At 38.0% G+C, this 16,739-nt stretch carries 14 protein-coding genes and 1 pseudogene; 13 read left to right on the top strand and 2 right to left on the bottom strand.

The window, feature by feature from the left end:
* The first annotated feature begins 88 nt into the window (after positions 1 to 88).
* The 6 genes and pseudogenes from HNR50_RS22860 (at position 89) to HNR50_RS15935 (ending at position 4,469) form a co-directional block, all read left to right on the top strand.
* A complete protein-coding gene (locus HNR50_RS22860; RefSeq protein WP_425506747.1) occupies positions 89 to 241 on the top strand; it encodes a helix-turn-helix domain-containing protein in 153 nt (50 codons plus the stop codon).
* Positions 234 to 1,658, top strand: coding sequence for a hypothetical protein (locus tag HNR50_RS15955; RefSeq protein ID WP_184747782.1), 1,425 nt, complete (start codon positions 234 to 236; stop codon positions 1,656 to 1,658). Before HNR50_RS22860 ends, HNR50_RS15955 begins: the two co-directional genes overlap by 8 nt.
* A gap of 40 nt (positions 1,659 to 1,698) precedes the next feature.
* The gene (locus tag HNR50_RS15950) at positions 1,699 to 1,974 is read left to right on the top strand and encodes a hypothetical protein (protein WP_184747781.1); all 276 of its coding nucleotides are present in this window, start codon (positions 1,699 to 1,701) and stop codon (positions 1,972 to 1,974) included.
* A 149-nt stretch (positions 1,975 to 2,123) separates the two neighbouring features.
* Positions 2,124 to 2,681: a hypothetical protein gene (locus tag HNR50_RS15945; RefSeq protein WP_184747780.1), complete on the top strand. Its 558-nt coding sequence runs from the start codon at positions 2,124 to 2,126 to the stop codon at positions 2,679 to 2,681.
* A 93-nt stretch (positions 2,682 to 2,774) separates the two neighbouring features.
* A pseudogene (locus tag HNR50_RS15940) lies at positions 2,775 to 3,973 on the top strand (IS256 family transposase).
* Between the two features lie 283 nt (positions 3,974 to 4,256).
* On the top strand, positions 4,257 to 4,469 hold the full coding sequence (locus HNR50_RS15935) for a hypothetical protein (RefSeq protein WP_184747779.1): 213 nt from the start codon (positions 4,257 to 4,259) through the stop codon (positions 4,467 to 4,469).
* 44 nt (positions 4,470 to 4,513) lie between these two features.
* On the opposite strand, the gene HNR50_RS15930 is transcribed toward HNR50_RS15935, so the two are convergent.
* Both HNR50_RS15930 and HNR50_RS15925 read right to left on the bottom strand, forming a co-directional pair.
* The gene (locus HNR50_RS15930; RefSeq protein ID WP_184747778.1) at positions 4,514 to 5,170 is read right to left on the bottom strand and encodes a hypothetical protein; all 657 of its coding nucleotides are present in this window, start codon (positions 5,168 to 5,170) and stop codon (positions 4,514 to 4,516) included.
* Positions 5,170 to 7,539: an AAA family ATPase gene (locus HNR50_RS15925; protein ID WP_221439903.1), complete on the bottom strand. Its 2,370-nt coding sequence runs from the start codon at positions 7,537 to 7,539 to the stop codon at positions 5,170 to 5,172. The genes HNR50_RS15930 and HNR50_RS15925 overlap by 1 nt, the downstream gene beginning before the upstream one ends.
* A gap of 235 nt (positions 7,540 to 7,774) precedes the next feature.
* Between HNR50_RS15925 and HNR50_RS15920 the strand changes: the two genes are divergently transcribed.
* From HNR50_RS15920 to HNR50_RS15890, 7 genes are all read left to right on the top strand, one after another.
* Positions 7,775 to 8,131: a helix-turn-helix domain-containing protein gene (locus HNR50_RS15920; protein WP_184747776.1), complete on the top strand. Its 357-nt coding sequence runs from the start codon at positions 7,775 to 7,777 to the stop codon at positions 8,129 to 8,131.
* Positions 8,124 to 9,260, top strand: coding sequence for a hypothetical protein (locus tag HNR50_RS15915; protein ID WP_184747775.1), 1,137 nt, complete (start codon positions 8,124 to 8,126; stop codon positions 9,258 to 9,260). Before HNR50_RS15920 ends, HNR50_RS15915 begins: the two co-directional genes overlap by 8 nt.
* Before the next feature lie 88 nt (positions 9,261 to 9,348).
* Complete coding sequence (locus tag HNR50_RS15910; protein WP_184747774.1) at positions 9,349 to 10,116, top strand: hypothetical protein; 768 nt, start codon at positions 9,349 to 9,351, stop codon at positions 10,114 to 10,116.
* A gap of 209 nt (positions 10,117 to 10,325) precedes the next feature.
* Positions 10,326 to 11,861 (top strand): class I SAM-dependent DNA methyltransferase, encoded by a 1,536-nt coding sequence (locus HNR50_RS15905; RefSeq protein WP_184747773.1) that lies wholly within the window; start codon positions 10,326 to 10,328, stop codon positions 11,859 to 11,861.
* Positions 11,858 to 13,012, top strand: coding sequence for a restriction endonuclease subunit S (locus tag HNR50_RS15900; RefSeq protein WP_184747772.1), 1,155 nt, complete (start codon positions 11,858 to 11,860; stop codon positions 13,010 to 13,012). Before HNR50_RS15905 ends, HNR50_RS15900 begins: the two co-directional genes overlap by 4 nt.
* Positions 13,009 to 13,542, top strand: coding sequence for a hypothetical protein (locus HNR50_RS15895; protein ID WP_184747771.1), 534 nt, complete (start codon positions 13,009 to 13,011; stop codon positions 13,540 to 13,542). Before HNR50_RS15900 ends, HNR50_RS15895 begins: the two co-directional genes overlap by 4 nt.
* Positions 13,535 to 16,735 carry a type I restriction endonuclease subunit R gene (locus HNR50_RS15890; protein ID WP_184747770.1) on the top strand — a complete coding sequence of 1,067 codons (3,201 nt, stop codon included), beginning with the start codon at positions 13,535 to 13,537 and terminating at the stop codon, positions 16,733 to 16,735. Before HNR50_RS15895 ends, HNR50_RS15890 begins: the two co-directional genes overlap by 8 nt.
* Positions 16,736 to 16,739: the final 4 nt, after the last annotated feature.

Below are 16,739 nucleotides of genomic sequence, written 5' to 3'. Positions count from 1 at the left end.
TACCTTTTTTACCTGTGTCTCTTTGAATCCGAGACTGTATCTCATAGTTGAAACTCCTTTTAAAGTGATCCTTCAACTATGTTGACATATAGGGACTCCGTCCTATATCTACCAATTGGTCTCAGCGAGGAAGTTAAAGTTTTACAAGACTGGCCGGAGAGTTCTCTTCCTGGAAAAAGACCTGGATGATTTTATGGAATCCAACGTAGTTACACCTATTGGATATCAGATAAATGATTGAGGAAAAGCTATTGCTTAGCGAATACATACGTGTTTTTGCAAAGCTTGAGAAACCTTTAATCCTGAAAAAGAGAAATTCCGAGAAAATGTGGACTGAGATCAATAGGGGATATGGTTTAAGTAAAAATCTGGTGCAACAACACCTGGATCAGAAGATTATTGTTGGAACATCAACCGGGGAGAGCTGCCTTTTCGGCTTGATAGATATAGATTCAGGAGGATGGAATAAAGTTGAAACAATCTGCGCCGAACTAAAGCTCTCGATGCGCAATTCTATGGTTTGCACTTCCCAGAGTAAAGGGCATTACCATATTTTGTTCCGTCCTGAATATCATGGAGCTTCATCAACTGTAATTCAATTGCGTTCTGTGTTAGCTGCTTACTGTGACAGTCTGGATGTCGAATTGTACCCCTGGGGAAAGAGAAAAATCCGACTTCCCTTTGGAACAAACCAATTATTTTGCTCATTTCCAGATATGCATTGGAAAGGCCAGATGCAACATTTTCTTTCATTAGAACCATATGAACTGGACCAAGTACCTTCAAAGATCAGATGCGACCAATCTCAAGTCACCAATGAGAATAAAAGCGATAAACCTAACAGTAATATTCATGAACTGAAACAACCAGGATTGCCTATCTTAGAAAATAAAACCTCTTTCATTGAAGGAAAACATCTATTGGACAATGGGTTATTTAAATCCCACAGCCGTCACCATAGTCAATTCAAGACTCTTGCCTATCTGAAATCAATGGGATATAGCCAAATGAGAGCTGAAGACATTGTCTTTTCCTGGATAAGGAACAAACACAATCATCTTTCGGATGAGATCCATAATGGAAATCAAGAAAGAATCAGGAAGGAGATTCACCGACAATCCACTTGGATTTGGAATCAATATTATTCTTCCTGTACCACTAGAAAAGAGATTTTTATCTGTAAGACAGATATTGCCAATATTCTCACTTATTTTTGTGGAAATCTGAGTCGTAGCACTCTACTCTATGAACTCCTTTGCATAAAAAGAGAACAATATCCCCATCTTGATTTTTTCCCCATACATAGCGATCGATTGAAATCTATCTCAAATGCCAGAGACTACAGTTTTTATTTGAAAGAGTTAGAATCTCTAAACATTATAGATCGATCTTCTGATTTTAAAATTGGGGAAAAATCAAAAAAGATCAGACTGAACTGGCCTGAGATAGACGAGAATCAAAAAAAAATCAAAGCCCCCCTAACCTTTTATGACGCAATTCGGTTAACTTTCACTGAAGCCGAGCTTCAATCATATTTAAAGAAACTGAAAATGACCTCTTCAAGAAAGAATCAGCTCATAGCAAAGATATATGAAGAAGAAGTACCGCAAGGAAAACTCATTAATAAACACTCCTCCCGTCCACCTCCGCGTATTTGAGAAGAATAAAATTATCTATATATTTTTTGGAGGAAAAGTAATGTCAATAGACAAAAGAGTAGCGTCGGAAGCTCTTATAAATAATATTTCAGAAAGAATTGAAGTTAATAAGTCTCAAATTCACGGATATACAAATTGCATCTTGTTTCTCGATGCTTTGTATAAAAACTCATATGAGCTCTATCCTCTTATTTTTGACGGTGAGCCTATTGATACACCTGTTATGGAACAATTTGATGAAGCTCTATTATCTACAGTTGTATTTTTATCCAAACATATTAAGGATTTTTTAGATGTAGATTTATATTATGGTTGATCAACAACCTTCGTTTGATTGAAATACTTCGGTTAACGGTCCAAATAAGAGATTTTGGACCGTTTTACAAACTAAAAATCAAAGTATTTCGGAAAAAAACGAGCCTGTTAGCGAACCAATTCTATAGTAAGTATATGATATAATAAGGAATGGGACGGCACAAATACAGTAGAAATCCAATCATAGAAGATCTTGAATCTTTTTCCATTGAGATTCTGTCTCCTATTCTAAAATTATATTTTGATCAGCACAGTCTTTTTAATCAAAACCTGGATGCTTTGCCTGGATATAATAATATTAAAATTACAATGACTTCAGATTCTTCGATTGCCTATCTCCATGGCACACATAATGGACATTCTATTTATACATATGTCGAGGCAGTTCAATGCCCTTTCGGAAATTACCGTTTTTATTTTGTGTGTAGGTTTACAGGATATCGCGTTACCACATTATATCTGGCTCCTTCAAATGAATATTTGAGTCGTTATACAATACACGCAGTTTACAGAACTCAAAGGGAGCATAATGGGCAATTCTTTCTAATAAATAGAGCTAGAGATCTAAGAAATCAGGCAATTAAATATCAGAAGAAAGGTAGAATTAAAAAGATGAAAATATGCAATCAGATTTCTGATAAATTAGAAGTAGAGTTTTATAGGACAAAAATTTCTTATTTTGAAAATAGCCTAAATCAACTTAAATGATATATTGATCTGATTGCTTTGTGATTTTTAGAGACTGTAAATAAATATGTGTAAAGCTCCAAATCTTTGTATAAGAAGAGAGGAGCTTTTAATTTGTACGACACCGAAGAATTTAACGAGCTAGCAGATAAGCTGGCTCGGAATCTGAAAACACCACAAGATGTATCAGCCATGACCAAGATGCTGGCCAAGGTCGCCATGGAGCGTATTCTGGAAATAGAAATGGAGGAGCATCTTGGTGAATAGAAAAACGGGAAAAGGCCGTCGAGCAATTCCCGCAATGGCTACACCCAGAAAACCTTAAAGACAGACAATGCTGAAATCGAATTGGAAATTCCAAGAAACAGGGAAGCTGCATTCGAACCGAACTGGTAAAGAAAAACCAGCGTCGCAGCGAAGACCTCGATAGCAAGATATTAACCCTTAATGCCAAGGGGATGACGACCAGGGACATTTCAGACACTTTCAAAGAAATGTACGATGTTGACGTCTCTCATGCACTGATCTCAAAGATCACCGAAGGGGTTATGGAAGAGGTCGTAGCTTGGCAAAATCGCCCTCTAGATCCTGTCTACCCCATCCTCTACCTGGATTATATTGTCATTAAAGTACGGGAGAACAAGCGTGTCATCAATAAGAGCGTATTTCTCGCTCTTGCTGTTAATACTGAGGGGATAAAGGAACTTCTCGGCCTGTGTATAGCAGAAACGGAAGGAGCCTAATTCTGGCTCAGCGTTCTTACAGAGCTCCAAAATCGAGGAGTACAGGATATTTTCATCGCTTGTGTTGATGGTCTCACTTGATTCCCCAATGCGATCAGTACAGAGTTTCCTAAAGCGAAAATTCAGCTCTGTATCGTTCATCAGGTCCGCAACTCTCTAAGGTATGTATCCTACAAAGATCGGAAAATCCTGTCGGCTGATTTGAAGAAAATTTACAGCTCTATCTCTGAACAGGAAGCTCGATTAGAGTTGGATCGATTTGCTGGAAAATGGGATTGTCAGTACCCCTCGATAAGCAAAAGCTGGTACAATAACTGGGAAAATCTTATCACATTATTTGATTATCCCGATGAAATCCGTAAAGTCAATTACACGACCAATGCCATAGAATCGGTTAATAGAGTGATTCGAAAATCCATCAAAAACCGGAAGATATTCCCAAATGATGGTTCAGCATTTAAGATGATTTATCTGGCTATTGAACAAGCTTCCAGAAAATGGTCTATGCCGCTTCGAAACTGGAAGCCTGCCATGAATAGATTCGCCATCGAATATGAAGGGCGATTTTGATATAGTAAATGAGCTTTACATAGAAAAATTTACAGGCTCGATTTTTAATTCCGAAAATAAGATGTAAATCGAAATGAGTCTTAACAACGATTATCTATGAGACTATGAAAAGATCTTCTGTACTATTTTAATATTATATAATAGCGTTAACTAATTTCGACATCCGCTACTGTGGTAGGCGCAGCACATATCCCCGACGGGAATTACTGTTTCCCATGATGGTAGGCGCAGCAGATATCCCCGTATAAAATGTGCTATTATAACTGAATAAAGGAGTACTATTTTGAAAATTAAAGGTTCTATCACTAAACAACTCGATGGTGATATCTATCAATGCCTTATGGAGAATGGCCAACGGTATGATATAGAGATTACTGGATATGCTGGTGGAGAAACCAATGTTCCCTTTATTCTGCACAGATTTCATCCAGAATACGGAGAAGCGTTAGAAATCCCTAATGTTGGATTACTGAGTGTAATAGTACAAGCAGAATAGTAATCATCAATTAGCCTTAATTTGAATGTGGAAATCTTACGCTATTACAAGATTCCATTATAGTTTTCATATTTCCAGTTTACTCCATCATCTTTAAACCTGGCCTGTATCATCTCAATAATCGACTTTCGATGAGCTGCACCTATGAAGAATAATCCCCTTTCAAAATCATGGTCACGGCAGTACTGATAGATGTTGCTTATCATCTCCTGCTCTCGTCTCTCGATAACATCATTCCACTCATTGAAGATTTGATTAAGCTTTTCATCTTTCAGTTTATCTAAAGTCTGATCTATAGCATTGTCAATCTGAGAAGTTATTTTTTCACAGTGCTCGCTATTTAAGTATTTGAATCCATATTGGTAAACATACTGAGTGTTCCAATCCACAGAACTCCTGTAATCACGGCTGTTGGCTTCAATTCGATGATGTAGTCTTCCATTCTTCTCAAAGAATGAGGTGAGGTCTAACTCTAAATCTATGGGGACATGCTCTATCGGATGTTTTTCAATATAAGCGTTGATGGTTCTTGTTTCCAAGTTGTCTCTGGTTTTTTCAATATAGAAATCATTGTAGGCGGAGGGAGGGAGTTCTTCAAAGATTACATCTGGCTGTATCTGCTCAACAATGTGGTATAAATCATGGAAATTACAGGCACCTTTTTCAGCGTGTTGTGTGCAGATTAAGGTTATTTCAGGCATTATTGTTCTACACCTATACTTTGTAACAATGCCTCGTATTGTTCAGGATCCTTTTCATTAATTTTATCCAAAATAAATTTTGCAGTAGACTTCATTTCTGGAACATCTACAGGCATTACACTACGTTCAAACAGCCCTTCCAAATGAGAGTATTCATTGTTTATTCTATCTGTAAGAGCTGATGAGAGAGCATCTCTTCCAAAAAAACGGTAAAGCTTATCATCTTTCTCCACGGCGTTGGGGAATTTATAGAATAGAAATGCCTCAAGAAATTTCCTCGCATTATTTCCAAAATTATAAAAAATACTATGACTTTCATCTGACTCAATATCTGTATTTGCACATTTATAAATCTGATGAAATAAGAAATTAAACTCGGTAACATAATCTTTTAAATATCGTGGCATTAATGATAGCGTACTCTCGTCATCTACACGTGTGACAATTAAGTATCGAGAGTTTTTTTTATTGAGAGCACCCGGTAGGCGTTTAAGGTATTTGAGGAAATCTAAATTATGGGTGGATATAAATAACTGGCTGAATCTTTCCCTTTTTTTAATTTCTCCATCTTCGGAATACTCTTCTGGTATGACTATGTTTGAATTGATAAGGCTATATACAAAGAATATGTGATTGGCGTCTAAACTCGATATGGGGTCATCAATCCATATTATTGGCTGGTTTCCTTTTGTCTCAAAATCTTCAAGTTTAGCCATGAAGTAGCAAAATGCAATAAGGCTGCATTCTCCTTCACTCAAATGATAAGCTTTTTCTGAATTTCGAGTCACTTCGAAACGATAGCCAGTTGTGGCATCTCCTGATGTCTCTTCAATTGCCTTTAGAGAAAGGAATTGATGTCCAAAATAATTATTTAGAAAATCATTTACACGCTCTGCGCCTTTACTCTCATCCTTAAGTTGGGCTTTAAGGTCTTTGATTTCAGCTTTTTTGAAATCAACATCTTCTTTTATTTGATTTTTTTTTGTCTCCGCATCGGTAACAACTTGCTGTAAAGATTCGATAGCTGAACATTCATTAGCATAATGAATATCCTCTAAAAAAGTATGAACTTCATTGAGACGTAGAGCTGATCGGGCTTTTTTTTGATTAGAGCTCAAATTCTCTGTCAGCTTATTTGATTTCTCTCGAATTTTCTCATATTGAGAACGAAGAACATTGAGATCATCAGCGACAGAACCTGGTTCTTCAAAGGTTAAAGGAAAAAAGATATCATCTTTACGCTTATTGACTTGCTCCTTAACAGACTCCAAACTATTAATGTATAGGGTAAATGTATTCGAAAAATCTTCTTTCAGTAGATCTAATTTATCTGAAAATTGTGAATAGAATTCTGAATCCTTAATATCAAGCAGAGTTGAAGTTCTCTTTTGTTCTGTGGTGATTTCTTTCAAAACATTATCAAGGGCTTGTCTAAGTTCTTCAGATTCTTTATTGAAATGCTTATCCAGTTTGTTCCACAAATTGGGAGGTATAATATTTCCACAAAAAGCACATCTATCTCTCTTCCCTTGATGTTTTTCTCGACCTGATCTAACCCACGAAGCTAAAGCAGCATCATTTAATAATTCTTGTATTGGGTCTGAAGCCATTATCTTTTTTTCAATGAGTCTTTTAGCTTTCTCGGTGATTTCATCATATTTTAAGTCAAATTCAGTAGATTCAATAACTTCATCTTTAGGCTCTTCTCTGAGAAGTTCATAAAATGTTGTGATTTGTTCATCAGATATTGGGTTGTAAGAATCTAAAGAGACCGATGCAATATCTGCCTTAATTTTTGTGACATTATAGTTAGCATCCCCAAAGGATTTATTGTGCTTTATCCCTGTTCCAGTTTTGTTGGCTTTATCCCGTAATTTCTGTTCTAATTCAGCAGTTTTATCAGAATGGGCTTTTTGAGCTGAATGATAATCAATCTCTGCAGAGATCAATTTACCAATGATGCCTGATTTCTCTTCAAGTTTTCCCAGAGATGCTTCTTTGTCTGCAATCTCCTCTTCAAGCTTTGCATTATCTTCACCTAATATTGCGAATGAGTTGATGTCCTTTTCGTCATCAATAATGAAACGCAAATTGTCTTTTATGAAATCATCATTAAAAACACGGATTAATTGTCCACTACCAACGTCCTTTTTAGTTACATGATTGCCATTCATAAATGAAATATCAAACTCTGGTGAATTGTATTTTTCAGATATTGAACCAGTTTCAAGTGCCCTTAAAATACGTGATAATGTAGTTTTCCCTGAATAGTTGCGCCCATATATAATATTAATCTTCTTAAACTCATCTACATTATTCCCCTGATCTCTCACAGATTGAGACCATTGGAAATCCTTGAAAACTGCCATATTCTTAATGTTATTGATTTTCGTAATGTGATTACTCATAGCAATGCCTCTAAGCGGATTATCTCCTAAAATGAGCAAAAAGTCATGTATTTAATCTTTTTGAGTCCCGGCACACCCCATGACAGACCGGAATGTGGTAATTTTTTGCTATTCTGTTCTACTGGTGGGACAATCCGGTTTGCTCCTCTATCTGGAATGACGTAAAATTTCATCATTCCACTGACAGGAGCTATATATGAATGAATACAAGATGGAAATGACCATAACCTGTGCTACCGGTGATGCAGACCATTTCTACAATACAGTTCTCATGATTGCCAAAGGATTTGAAATTGGTGTCGTTGAAAGTAAACTCGGTCCCATCCTTCAGAATACTCCGTCCACCGCCAGAGCAAGTAAACCAGAGAGACCTCAAAAGACGAATATGGATATGAAGGAGGCTGCTGCTTTCCTCAACCTCTCCAAGCAGACTCTCTATAAATACACCTCAGAAGCAACCATCCCCCACTTCAAAGTAGGTAACCGAACTCTTTTCAAAGTCTCAGAACTGGAAGAATGGCTTGAAGACCATAGGGTAAAAAGTCATGGCTGAGTATTACGACCGGGAAAAACTGTATAAAGAGGTGTGGGAATCTCCTATGATTGAGTTCTGCAAGATATATGGAGTTTCGGATGTAGCTTTGTCAAAGACCTGTAAAAAGTTGAAAGTTCCTAAACCACCAGTCGGTTATTGGGCAAAGAAAGCTGCTGGTAAAGCTCCTACTAAACCTAAAATGTATCCTTATGAAAATGCTCCGAAGTTACTTATTCGCAGCACCCCAACACCAAATGATAAAGAACCTGAACCAAGATTAGTTCCAGAAGCTTTCGCAGAAGCTGAAACACTATTTCAAAAGTTGGACACTGTTTCCGTCTGTGATGACCTTGAAAATCTACATGCATATGTCCATAATACCCGGAAAGTGTTTAAGAGAAAGATAAAAAAGGGATGGAGTGACGATTACAACCGTATTTCAGTCTCAGGTGAGGATGTATTTGCAGTGAGTATCGGTGCGGACAGCCTGGACCGAGCAACAATCATCTTGCAATCCCTCTGCTCTACAATGGAGGAGTTGGGATTTGGTATTGTTCAATCGAAGTATGGTTCTTCATTTCATATAATGGATGAGGACATTACCATGAAAATTTCAGAATCCTCTAAAAAACAGCCAATTACTATGAAAGACCCCAAGAAATACTATTACAAGGATTATGAATACATCACCACCCGAGTTTTGAAGATTGAAATTTATACAGGTTCCTTCTCAATGGATGAGCGGAAATCCTGGACAGATGGCAAGAGTAAAATCGAAGACAGGTTGGAATCAGTCATTCATCAAATCATCCGTGCTGCCGCCTGGAAAAAGGAATATGTTGCATATCATAAAAAACGAGAAGAAGAATGGCAGAGAAGACAGAAAGAGCAAGCTGAAAAAGACCGTTTAGCCAGGATTGAGAAACAACGTATATCCCAACTCGAAGATGGATATAAGAAGTGGCGATATCATAAAGAGCTATCCGAGTACGTAAATGCAATAAAATCTCACTATTCAATACACAAAGGAGAACCGGAGGGTGATTTCGCCAAATGGGTGGAATGGGTTGATGCTTATCTTGAGAAGTCCAACCCCTTCAAAGGAGAGTATCCCAATTATGATGTGCCTGAGCATTCTTGGAGATGACAAACAGTTAGGATTCAGCATCGCATAAGAGATAATCATCCAATTTCTTGAATGATCTTTTATAAAGACTCATGTATAATATTGCTTTATGAATATTCTCGAGCGTAAAACTACGAAGATCATTCTTTTCACTCTAATAACTATACACATAATCAGTATGTATATCGCTCCATGGTTTATCGGAGGATTTAGTTGGCTGTATGTTCAAGATGTATGGGATAGATGGCAAGGAATCATCGTTGGAGCTTTTGCTTCAATCACAAGTTATTTTATCTTCTTAATAACAAGAAAACATGAAGATGAGAAAAAAAAGAAAGCACTTCGCTCAGCACGGTCTTTATTGCCAAAATCATTAAGCTATATTTATGCATATTGCAGAGACTGTGCTCCAATATTATCCGAAGTTTGGTATGCTATCTCGCTTAGTAGTGATAGACCACATCGAAGGTTAGGGACTGAATCAAAACTACCTGATTTCCCTATAGATCACGAGCATATTTTTAATAAATGTATTGAATATGAGGATGATGAAGTCATTTCTAATCATCTGATATCAATTCTAATAAAATTACAGATAAATCATTCAAGAATTTCAGAGTTAACAAAAGCCGATGATTCAATCATTGAGATCCCTCACTATATCCTATCTGTAATCTACGGATTATTGGAATTACTTGCAATGATAAATAAAACATTTGAATATGCAAGATTTAGAAGTAATCTCATTTCATCAAAAATTGAAAAAACAGAGATTTATACTGCCTTAGCAAATTTAAACTGGGATACCGGTGACTTTATTGTTGATGAAGATAATAATCTTAAATCATATATAGATGCCAAGATTGCAAAATATTAATTAAAATTGCTTTTTATTACCGGAATTTAATAAAAATATTCTTATTCATCACTTCCGGTGGAACTGGCTTTAGCTTTCAATAGTGAAATCTTACCACATTCAAATCTCGTATCCCGTCATTTCCTTTAAAACTGAATGAAATAAATCCAGTTCTCTGCTATACTCATGTTGAGTTAATATACCTTTCTTAAATGAACTGGAGACCTTGAATGGCAAAATCAAAAACTGAAGAACCTATTGAAAAACAACTGTGGAAAGCCGCAGATAAGCTTAGAAAGAATATCGATGCAGCAGAATATAAGCATATAGTCCTCGGACTCATCTTCCTGAAATACATATCAGATGCATTTGAGGAGCTTCATTCCCAGCTTTTAGCCGGTGAAGGAGACTTTGCCGGAGCAGACCCAGAGGATAAAGATGAATATAAGGCAGAAAATGTCTTCTTTGTCCCGGAAATTGCCAGATGGACTTACCTACAGGATAGTGCCAAGCTTCCTACTATCGGTAAAATTGTTGATGATGCCATGGATGCCATAGAAAAAGACAATCCATCCCTTAAGAACGTTCTTCCCAAAGTATTTGCCCGTGGTAATCTGGACCCAACCAATCTTGGAGGTTTGATTGACCTCATTGGGAATATAGCTCTTGGTGATGCTAAAGCCAGAAGTGCTGACCTCCTGGGACATGTATTTGAGTACTTCCTTGGGGAGTTTGCCCTTGCAGAGGGTAAGAAGGGAGGACAATTCTATACTCCCCGTTCTGTAGTAGAAATGCTTGTTGAAATGCTTCAACCATATAAAGGAAGAGTGTTTGACCCCTGTTGTGGTTCCGGTGGTATGTTTGTTCAGTCAGAAAAGTTTGTTGAAGGGCACCAAGGTAAAGTCAACGACATCTCCATCTATGGTCAGGAGAGTAATCAAACTACTTGGAGATTGGCAAAGATGAATCTGGCTATCAGAGGAATTGATAGCTCACAGGTAAAATGGAACAATGAAGGTTCCTTCTTGAATGATAGCCATAAAGATTTGAAGGCAGATTTTGTTATTGCCAATCCCCCATTTAATGATAGTGACTGGTCTGGTGATCTACTTCGTCAGGATGGACGTTGGAAATATGGTACACCTCCTTCTGGGAATGCCAACTATGCCTGGATTCAACACTTCCTCTATCACTTATCTCCCAAAGGCACTGCCGGATTTGTATTGGCAAAAGGTTCTCTCACATCTAAGACTTCTGGTGAAGGTGATATCCGTAAAGAGTTGATTGAAGCCGGACTTGTGGATTGTATTGTCAATCTCCCTGCCAAGTTGTTTCTTAATACTCAAATCCCTGCTTGTCTCTGGTTTTTAAGCCGGGATAAGACGAATGGTGGATTTAGGGATAGAAAGGATGAAATCCTCTTCATTGATGCAAGGAATGAAGGTCATCTGATAAATCGACGGACTCTGGAATTGTCAGAGGAAGATATTCAGAAGGTCGCTGAGACTTATCACAATTGGCGGTCTGTTGTTGGTGGATATGAAGATGTTAAGGGATTCTGCAATTCAGCATCAGTGGATAGAGTCCGGGAACTGGATTATGTCTTAACACCTGGTCGGTATGTTGGTCTTCCTGAAGAAGAGGATGATTTCGATTTCAATGAAAGGTTTACTTCTTTGAAAGCTGAGTTTGAAAAACAGCTTAAAGAAGAAGAACGGTTGAATACTCTCATACTTGAGAATCTGAATAAGGTGAAGCTGGTATGAGTGAGTGGCAGGAATGTAAAATTTCAGAGTTCTGTACTATAACTCGAGGAGGTTCTCCGAGACCTATACATGATTATTTATCTCAAGAAGGAACACCATGGGTAAAAATTGCTGATGCAACAGAGAATGCTTCTCGCTTTATAACAAAAACAAAGGAATGCATAAAAGTTGAAGGTGAATCTAAAAGTAGAGTTGTTTTTCCTGGAGATTTGATTTTATCTAATAGTGCGACGCCAGGATTGCCACGATTCATGAAAATTCGTGCTTGTATACATGATGGATGGCTCCTCATTCGAGATTTAGATGGTGTTGATGAACTATTTCTTTATTATCTCTTGATAAAAGAACGAGAGGCTCTTCTTATTCAAGGAAATGGGTCAATTTTTACTAATCTCAAAACGGATATTCTCAAGGAACATATTGTTTCAATCCCACCCCTCCCAGAACAAAAAGCCATAGCCTCAGTTCTCTCATCCCTCGATGATAAAATTGACCTCCTCCACCGCCAGAATAAGACATTGGAAGCGATGGCTGAGTCGCTATTTCGGCAGTGGTTTGTGGAAAATGAAGACGGAAAAGAAGTTCAAGTTACAGAAATAATCGACTTTAATCCTCGTGAAAGTCTTCCTAAAGGATCAATGGCAGATTATTTAGAGATGGCAAGAGTTCAGACCTCATCTTTTCACCCAACAAATTGGTATGAAAGGGAGTTTAATTCAGGAACTAAATTCAGAAACTTTGATACGTTATTAGCTCGAATCACACCATGTCTTGAAAATGGGAAAACATGTTATGTAACTTTTCTCAATGAAGATTCCGTAGGCTGGGGATCAACAGAATTTATTGTAATGAGGGCAAAAGAAAGATTCCATCCATTTGTCACATATGCATTGTCTAAAAACCAAACCTTTAGAGATTATGCTGAAGGATGTATGGAAGGTTCAAGTGGACGTCAACGAGTTAATAATAACCATCTAAAAGAGTTCTCTGTAGTATTGCCATCGATTGAAATTATCTCAGTAATCAATGATAACTTCAGTTCTATCACTGAACGTCTACATTACAATTTTCAACAAGTAACAAAATTAACTGCGCTAAGAGATACCCTTCTACCCAAACTGATGTCTGGAGAAGTGAAGGTCGAGATATGATTTTTAAAGATGTTCCTAATGATTTAGATGAGACTTGGAATCATGGAGCTTTGTGGGGAGGAATGGCTTCAACTGTCGACAATGCTGATATGGTATTCTATTATCGATCCTCCATTGAAATACTCCTCTCCAATTTTCAAGACAAAATGGAACCATATGAAGTGATCAATCCTCTACTCTTTCTCTATAGACACACATTAGAACTCTATCTTAAGGTCATTCTTTCAAAATGGGATAATGATTTCAGACCTAAAGAATACAATCATAACTTGAAGAAACTCTTAAATCATGTAGTACAGAATTCAATGGAACATGATGTCTCTATACCGGATAAAGCAAAACAAATCATAATAGATTTCCATGAACATGATTCAGGATCATTTACCTTCAGATATGGAGAAGGGTTTAAAGATGGTGAGTACTGGATAGACTTCAATAAACTGAGAAGAAAAATGGATTGGTTATTTGATGGTTTTGAACGAATACTCAAACTTCGGTTTGTTCCAAATACTGAGGTAGCATATGAGTAGTAAAATAACTGAATCAGCTATAGAAGGATATGCAATAGAACTCCTTGAAACACAAGGATTTGAATACATCTATGGGCCAGAAATAGCACCCGACTCTGACATTCCAGAAAGAGAGACCTTTGAAGAAGTTATTCTCGTCAGCAGACTTCGTTCGGCCATCCAGAAGATAAATCCTACCATCCCCTATGATGCCCAAGAAGATTCAATAAAGCAAATACAGCGTATTAATTCACCGGAATTGATTTCTAATAACGAAACTTTTCATAAATTACTCACCGAAGGAATCACTGTAGAATATCAGCATGAAGGCGATGCTAAGGGTGATAAAGTCTGGCTTATTGATTTTGACAAGCCTGATAACAACGAGTTTGTTGCCATCAATCAATTCACCATCATAGAAGACCATCTAAACAAGAGACCTGATGTAATTATATTTATAAATGGACTACCTTTGGTCGTCATAGAACTGAAAAATGCTGCTGATGCAAATGCAACAATCCATTCAGCCTTCAAGCAACTCCAGACCTACAAAGATGCCATCCCGACACTCTTTACTTACAATGGATTTCTTATCATTTCAGATGGCCTGGAAGCTAAGGCCGGAACAATTTCTTCTGGCATGAGTCGTTTCATGGCTTGGAAGACATCTGATGGTGTGGTTGAAGCATCCTCTACCATCAGCCAGATGGAAACCTTGATTAAGGGAATGTTGAATAAGAAAACACTCCTCGATCTTATCCGGCATTTCATAGTCTTTGAAGAGAATACAAAGGTTGATAAGGAGACTGGGGTCAATCAAAAGCAAACCATCAAGAAGCTTGCCGCCTATCACCAGTACTACGCAGTAAACAGAGCTGTTGAATCAACCCTCAGAGCTTCTGGGTATACAGAGAAATTAGGAAATTTTTCATCATTAAAATCTCTCAATGACCAACCTATAGGAGATAAAAAAGGTGGAGTGGTCTGGCATACGCAAGGGTCAGGAAAATCTCTATCCATGGTCTTCTACACCGGAAAGATTGTACTGGCTCTCGATAATCCAACAGTATTGGTTATTACAGACCGTAATGACCTGGATGACCAGCTTTTTGATACCTTTGCAGCGTCAAAGCAGCTTCTCAGACAGGAACCCATCCAGGCTGAAAACAGGGATAGGTTGAAAGACCTTTTAAAGGTAGCTTCTGGTGGAGTAATCTTCACCACTATTCAGAAGTTTCAACCTGAAGAAGGCAATGTCTATGAAACTCTTTCTGAGAGAAATAATATCATCGTTGTTGCCGATGAAGCACACCGAACTCAATATGGGTTCAAGGCTAAAACTATCGACGACAAAGATGATGAAGGAAACATTATCGGAAAGAAGATTGTTTATGGCTTTGCCAAATACATGAGGGATGCCCTCCCCAATGCAACTTATCTCGGTTTTACCGGAACACCTATTGAAAGTACTGATGTGAATACTCCGGCAGTCTTCGGTAATTACGTCGATGTCTATGATATTGCCCAAGCTGTAGAAGATGGTGCGACAGTCCGTATTTATTATGAAAGCCGTCTGGCAAAGATAGCCCTCAGTGCTACAGGCAAGAAGCTGGTTGAGGATTTAGATGATGAGATTGGAACTGATGAGTTATCTGAAACCCAGAAGGCAAAAGCAAAGTGGACGCAGTTGGAAGCCCTCATCGGAAGTAAAGACAGAATAAGACATGTAGCAGAAGATATCGTCCGTCACTTCGGACAAAGAAATGATGTGATAGATGGTAAGGGAATGATTGTTACCATGTCCCGACGGATTGCAGCTGAACTGTATAAAGAGATTATTGCCCTCAAACCGGAATGGCACAGCGATGATTTGAACAAAGGTGTTGTAAAGGTTGTTATGACCTCTGCCTCTTCTGATGGTCCTGAGATATCCAAACACCATACAACCAAGCAGCAACGAAGAGACCTTGCAGACCGGATGAAAGACCCTGATGATGAATTACAACTGGTTATCGTTCGAGATATGTGGCTGACTGGATTTGATGCTCCCTCGATGCATACTCTCTATATTGATAAACCAATGAAAGGTCACAACCTGATGCAAGCCATTGCCAGGGTAAACCGGGTATATAAGGATAAGACTGGTGGTTTGATTGTCGATTACCTCGGTATTGCTGCTGACTTAAAGAAAGCACTCTCCTTCTACTCTGATTCAGGAGGAAAAGGTGATCCGGCAGTTGCCCAGGAACAAGCAGTCAATCTTCTACTTGAGAAGTTAGAAGTCGTATCCCAGATGTTCCACGGCTTCCCCTATGAAGATTACTTCGATGCTGATACTGGTAGAAAGCTATCTCTAATCCTGGAAGCAGAAGAACACATCCTCGGGCTCGATGATGGTAAGAAGAGATATATAGATGAAGTTACCTCCCTCTCTAAAGCCTTTTCAATAGCTGTTCCCCATGAACAGGCTATGGATGTTAAAGATGAAGTTGCCTTCTTCCAGGCTGTAAAAGCTCGTCTTGTTAAGTTTGATGGAACAGGTTCTGGTTCAACAGATGAAGAGATTGAAACTGCAATCAGACAGGTTGTTGACCAGGCTTTGGTTACAGACCAGGTTATTGATGTCTTCGATGCTGCCGGAATTAAAAAGCCAGACATTTCCATTTTATCAGAAGAATTCCTCCTTGAAGTACAGAATATGGAGCATAAAAACTTAGCTCTTGAGGTTTTGAAGAAGCTTCTGAATGATGAAATTAAAACACGTATGAAGACAAATCTCATCCAGAGTAAAAGCCTCATGGAGATGCTTGAGAATAGCATCAAGAAATATCACAACAAGATTCTTACTGCTGCTGAGGTAATTGAAGAGCTCATCAACCTCTCTAAAGAAATCCATGAGATGGATAAAGAACCGGAAGAAATGGGACTTACACAATATGAATATGCCTTCTATACAGCCATCTCAAATAATGACAGTGCCAAAGAGGTTATGGAGAAAGACAAGCTTAGGGAGCTGGCTGTTGAACTGTTTAATAAGGTTAGGGAGAATGCCTCTATCGACTGGACTATTAAAGAGAGTGTGAAGGCAAAATTGAAGGTCATTGTAAAGCGTATTCTTCGCCGTTATGGTTATCCACCAGATATGCAAAAACTGGCTACGGATACCGTTTTAAAACAGGCAGAAATGATAGCTGAAGAGTTAGTAGGCGCATAATAGA

This window comes from Spirochaeta isovalerica (genome assembly GCF_014207565.1).
Lineage (GTDB): Bacteria > Spirochaetota > Spirochaetia > DSM-2461 > DSM-2461 > Spirochaeta_F > Spirochaeta_F isovalerica.
Note: the sequence above shows the minus strand (reverse complement) of the source record. Positions and strands in the feature narration are given on the sequence as shown.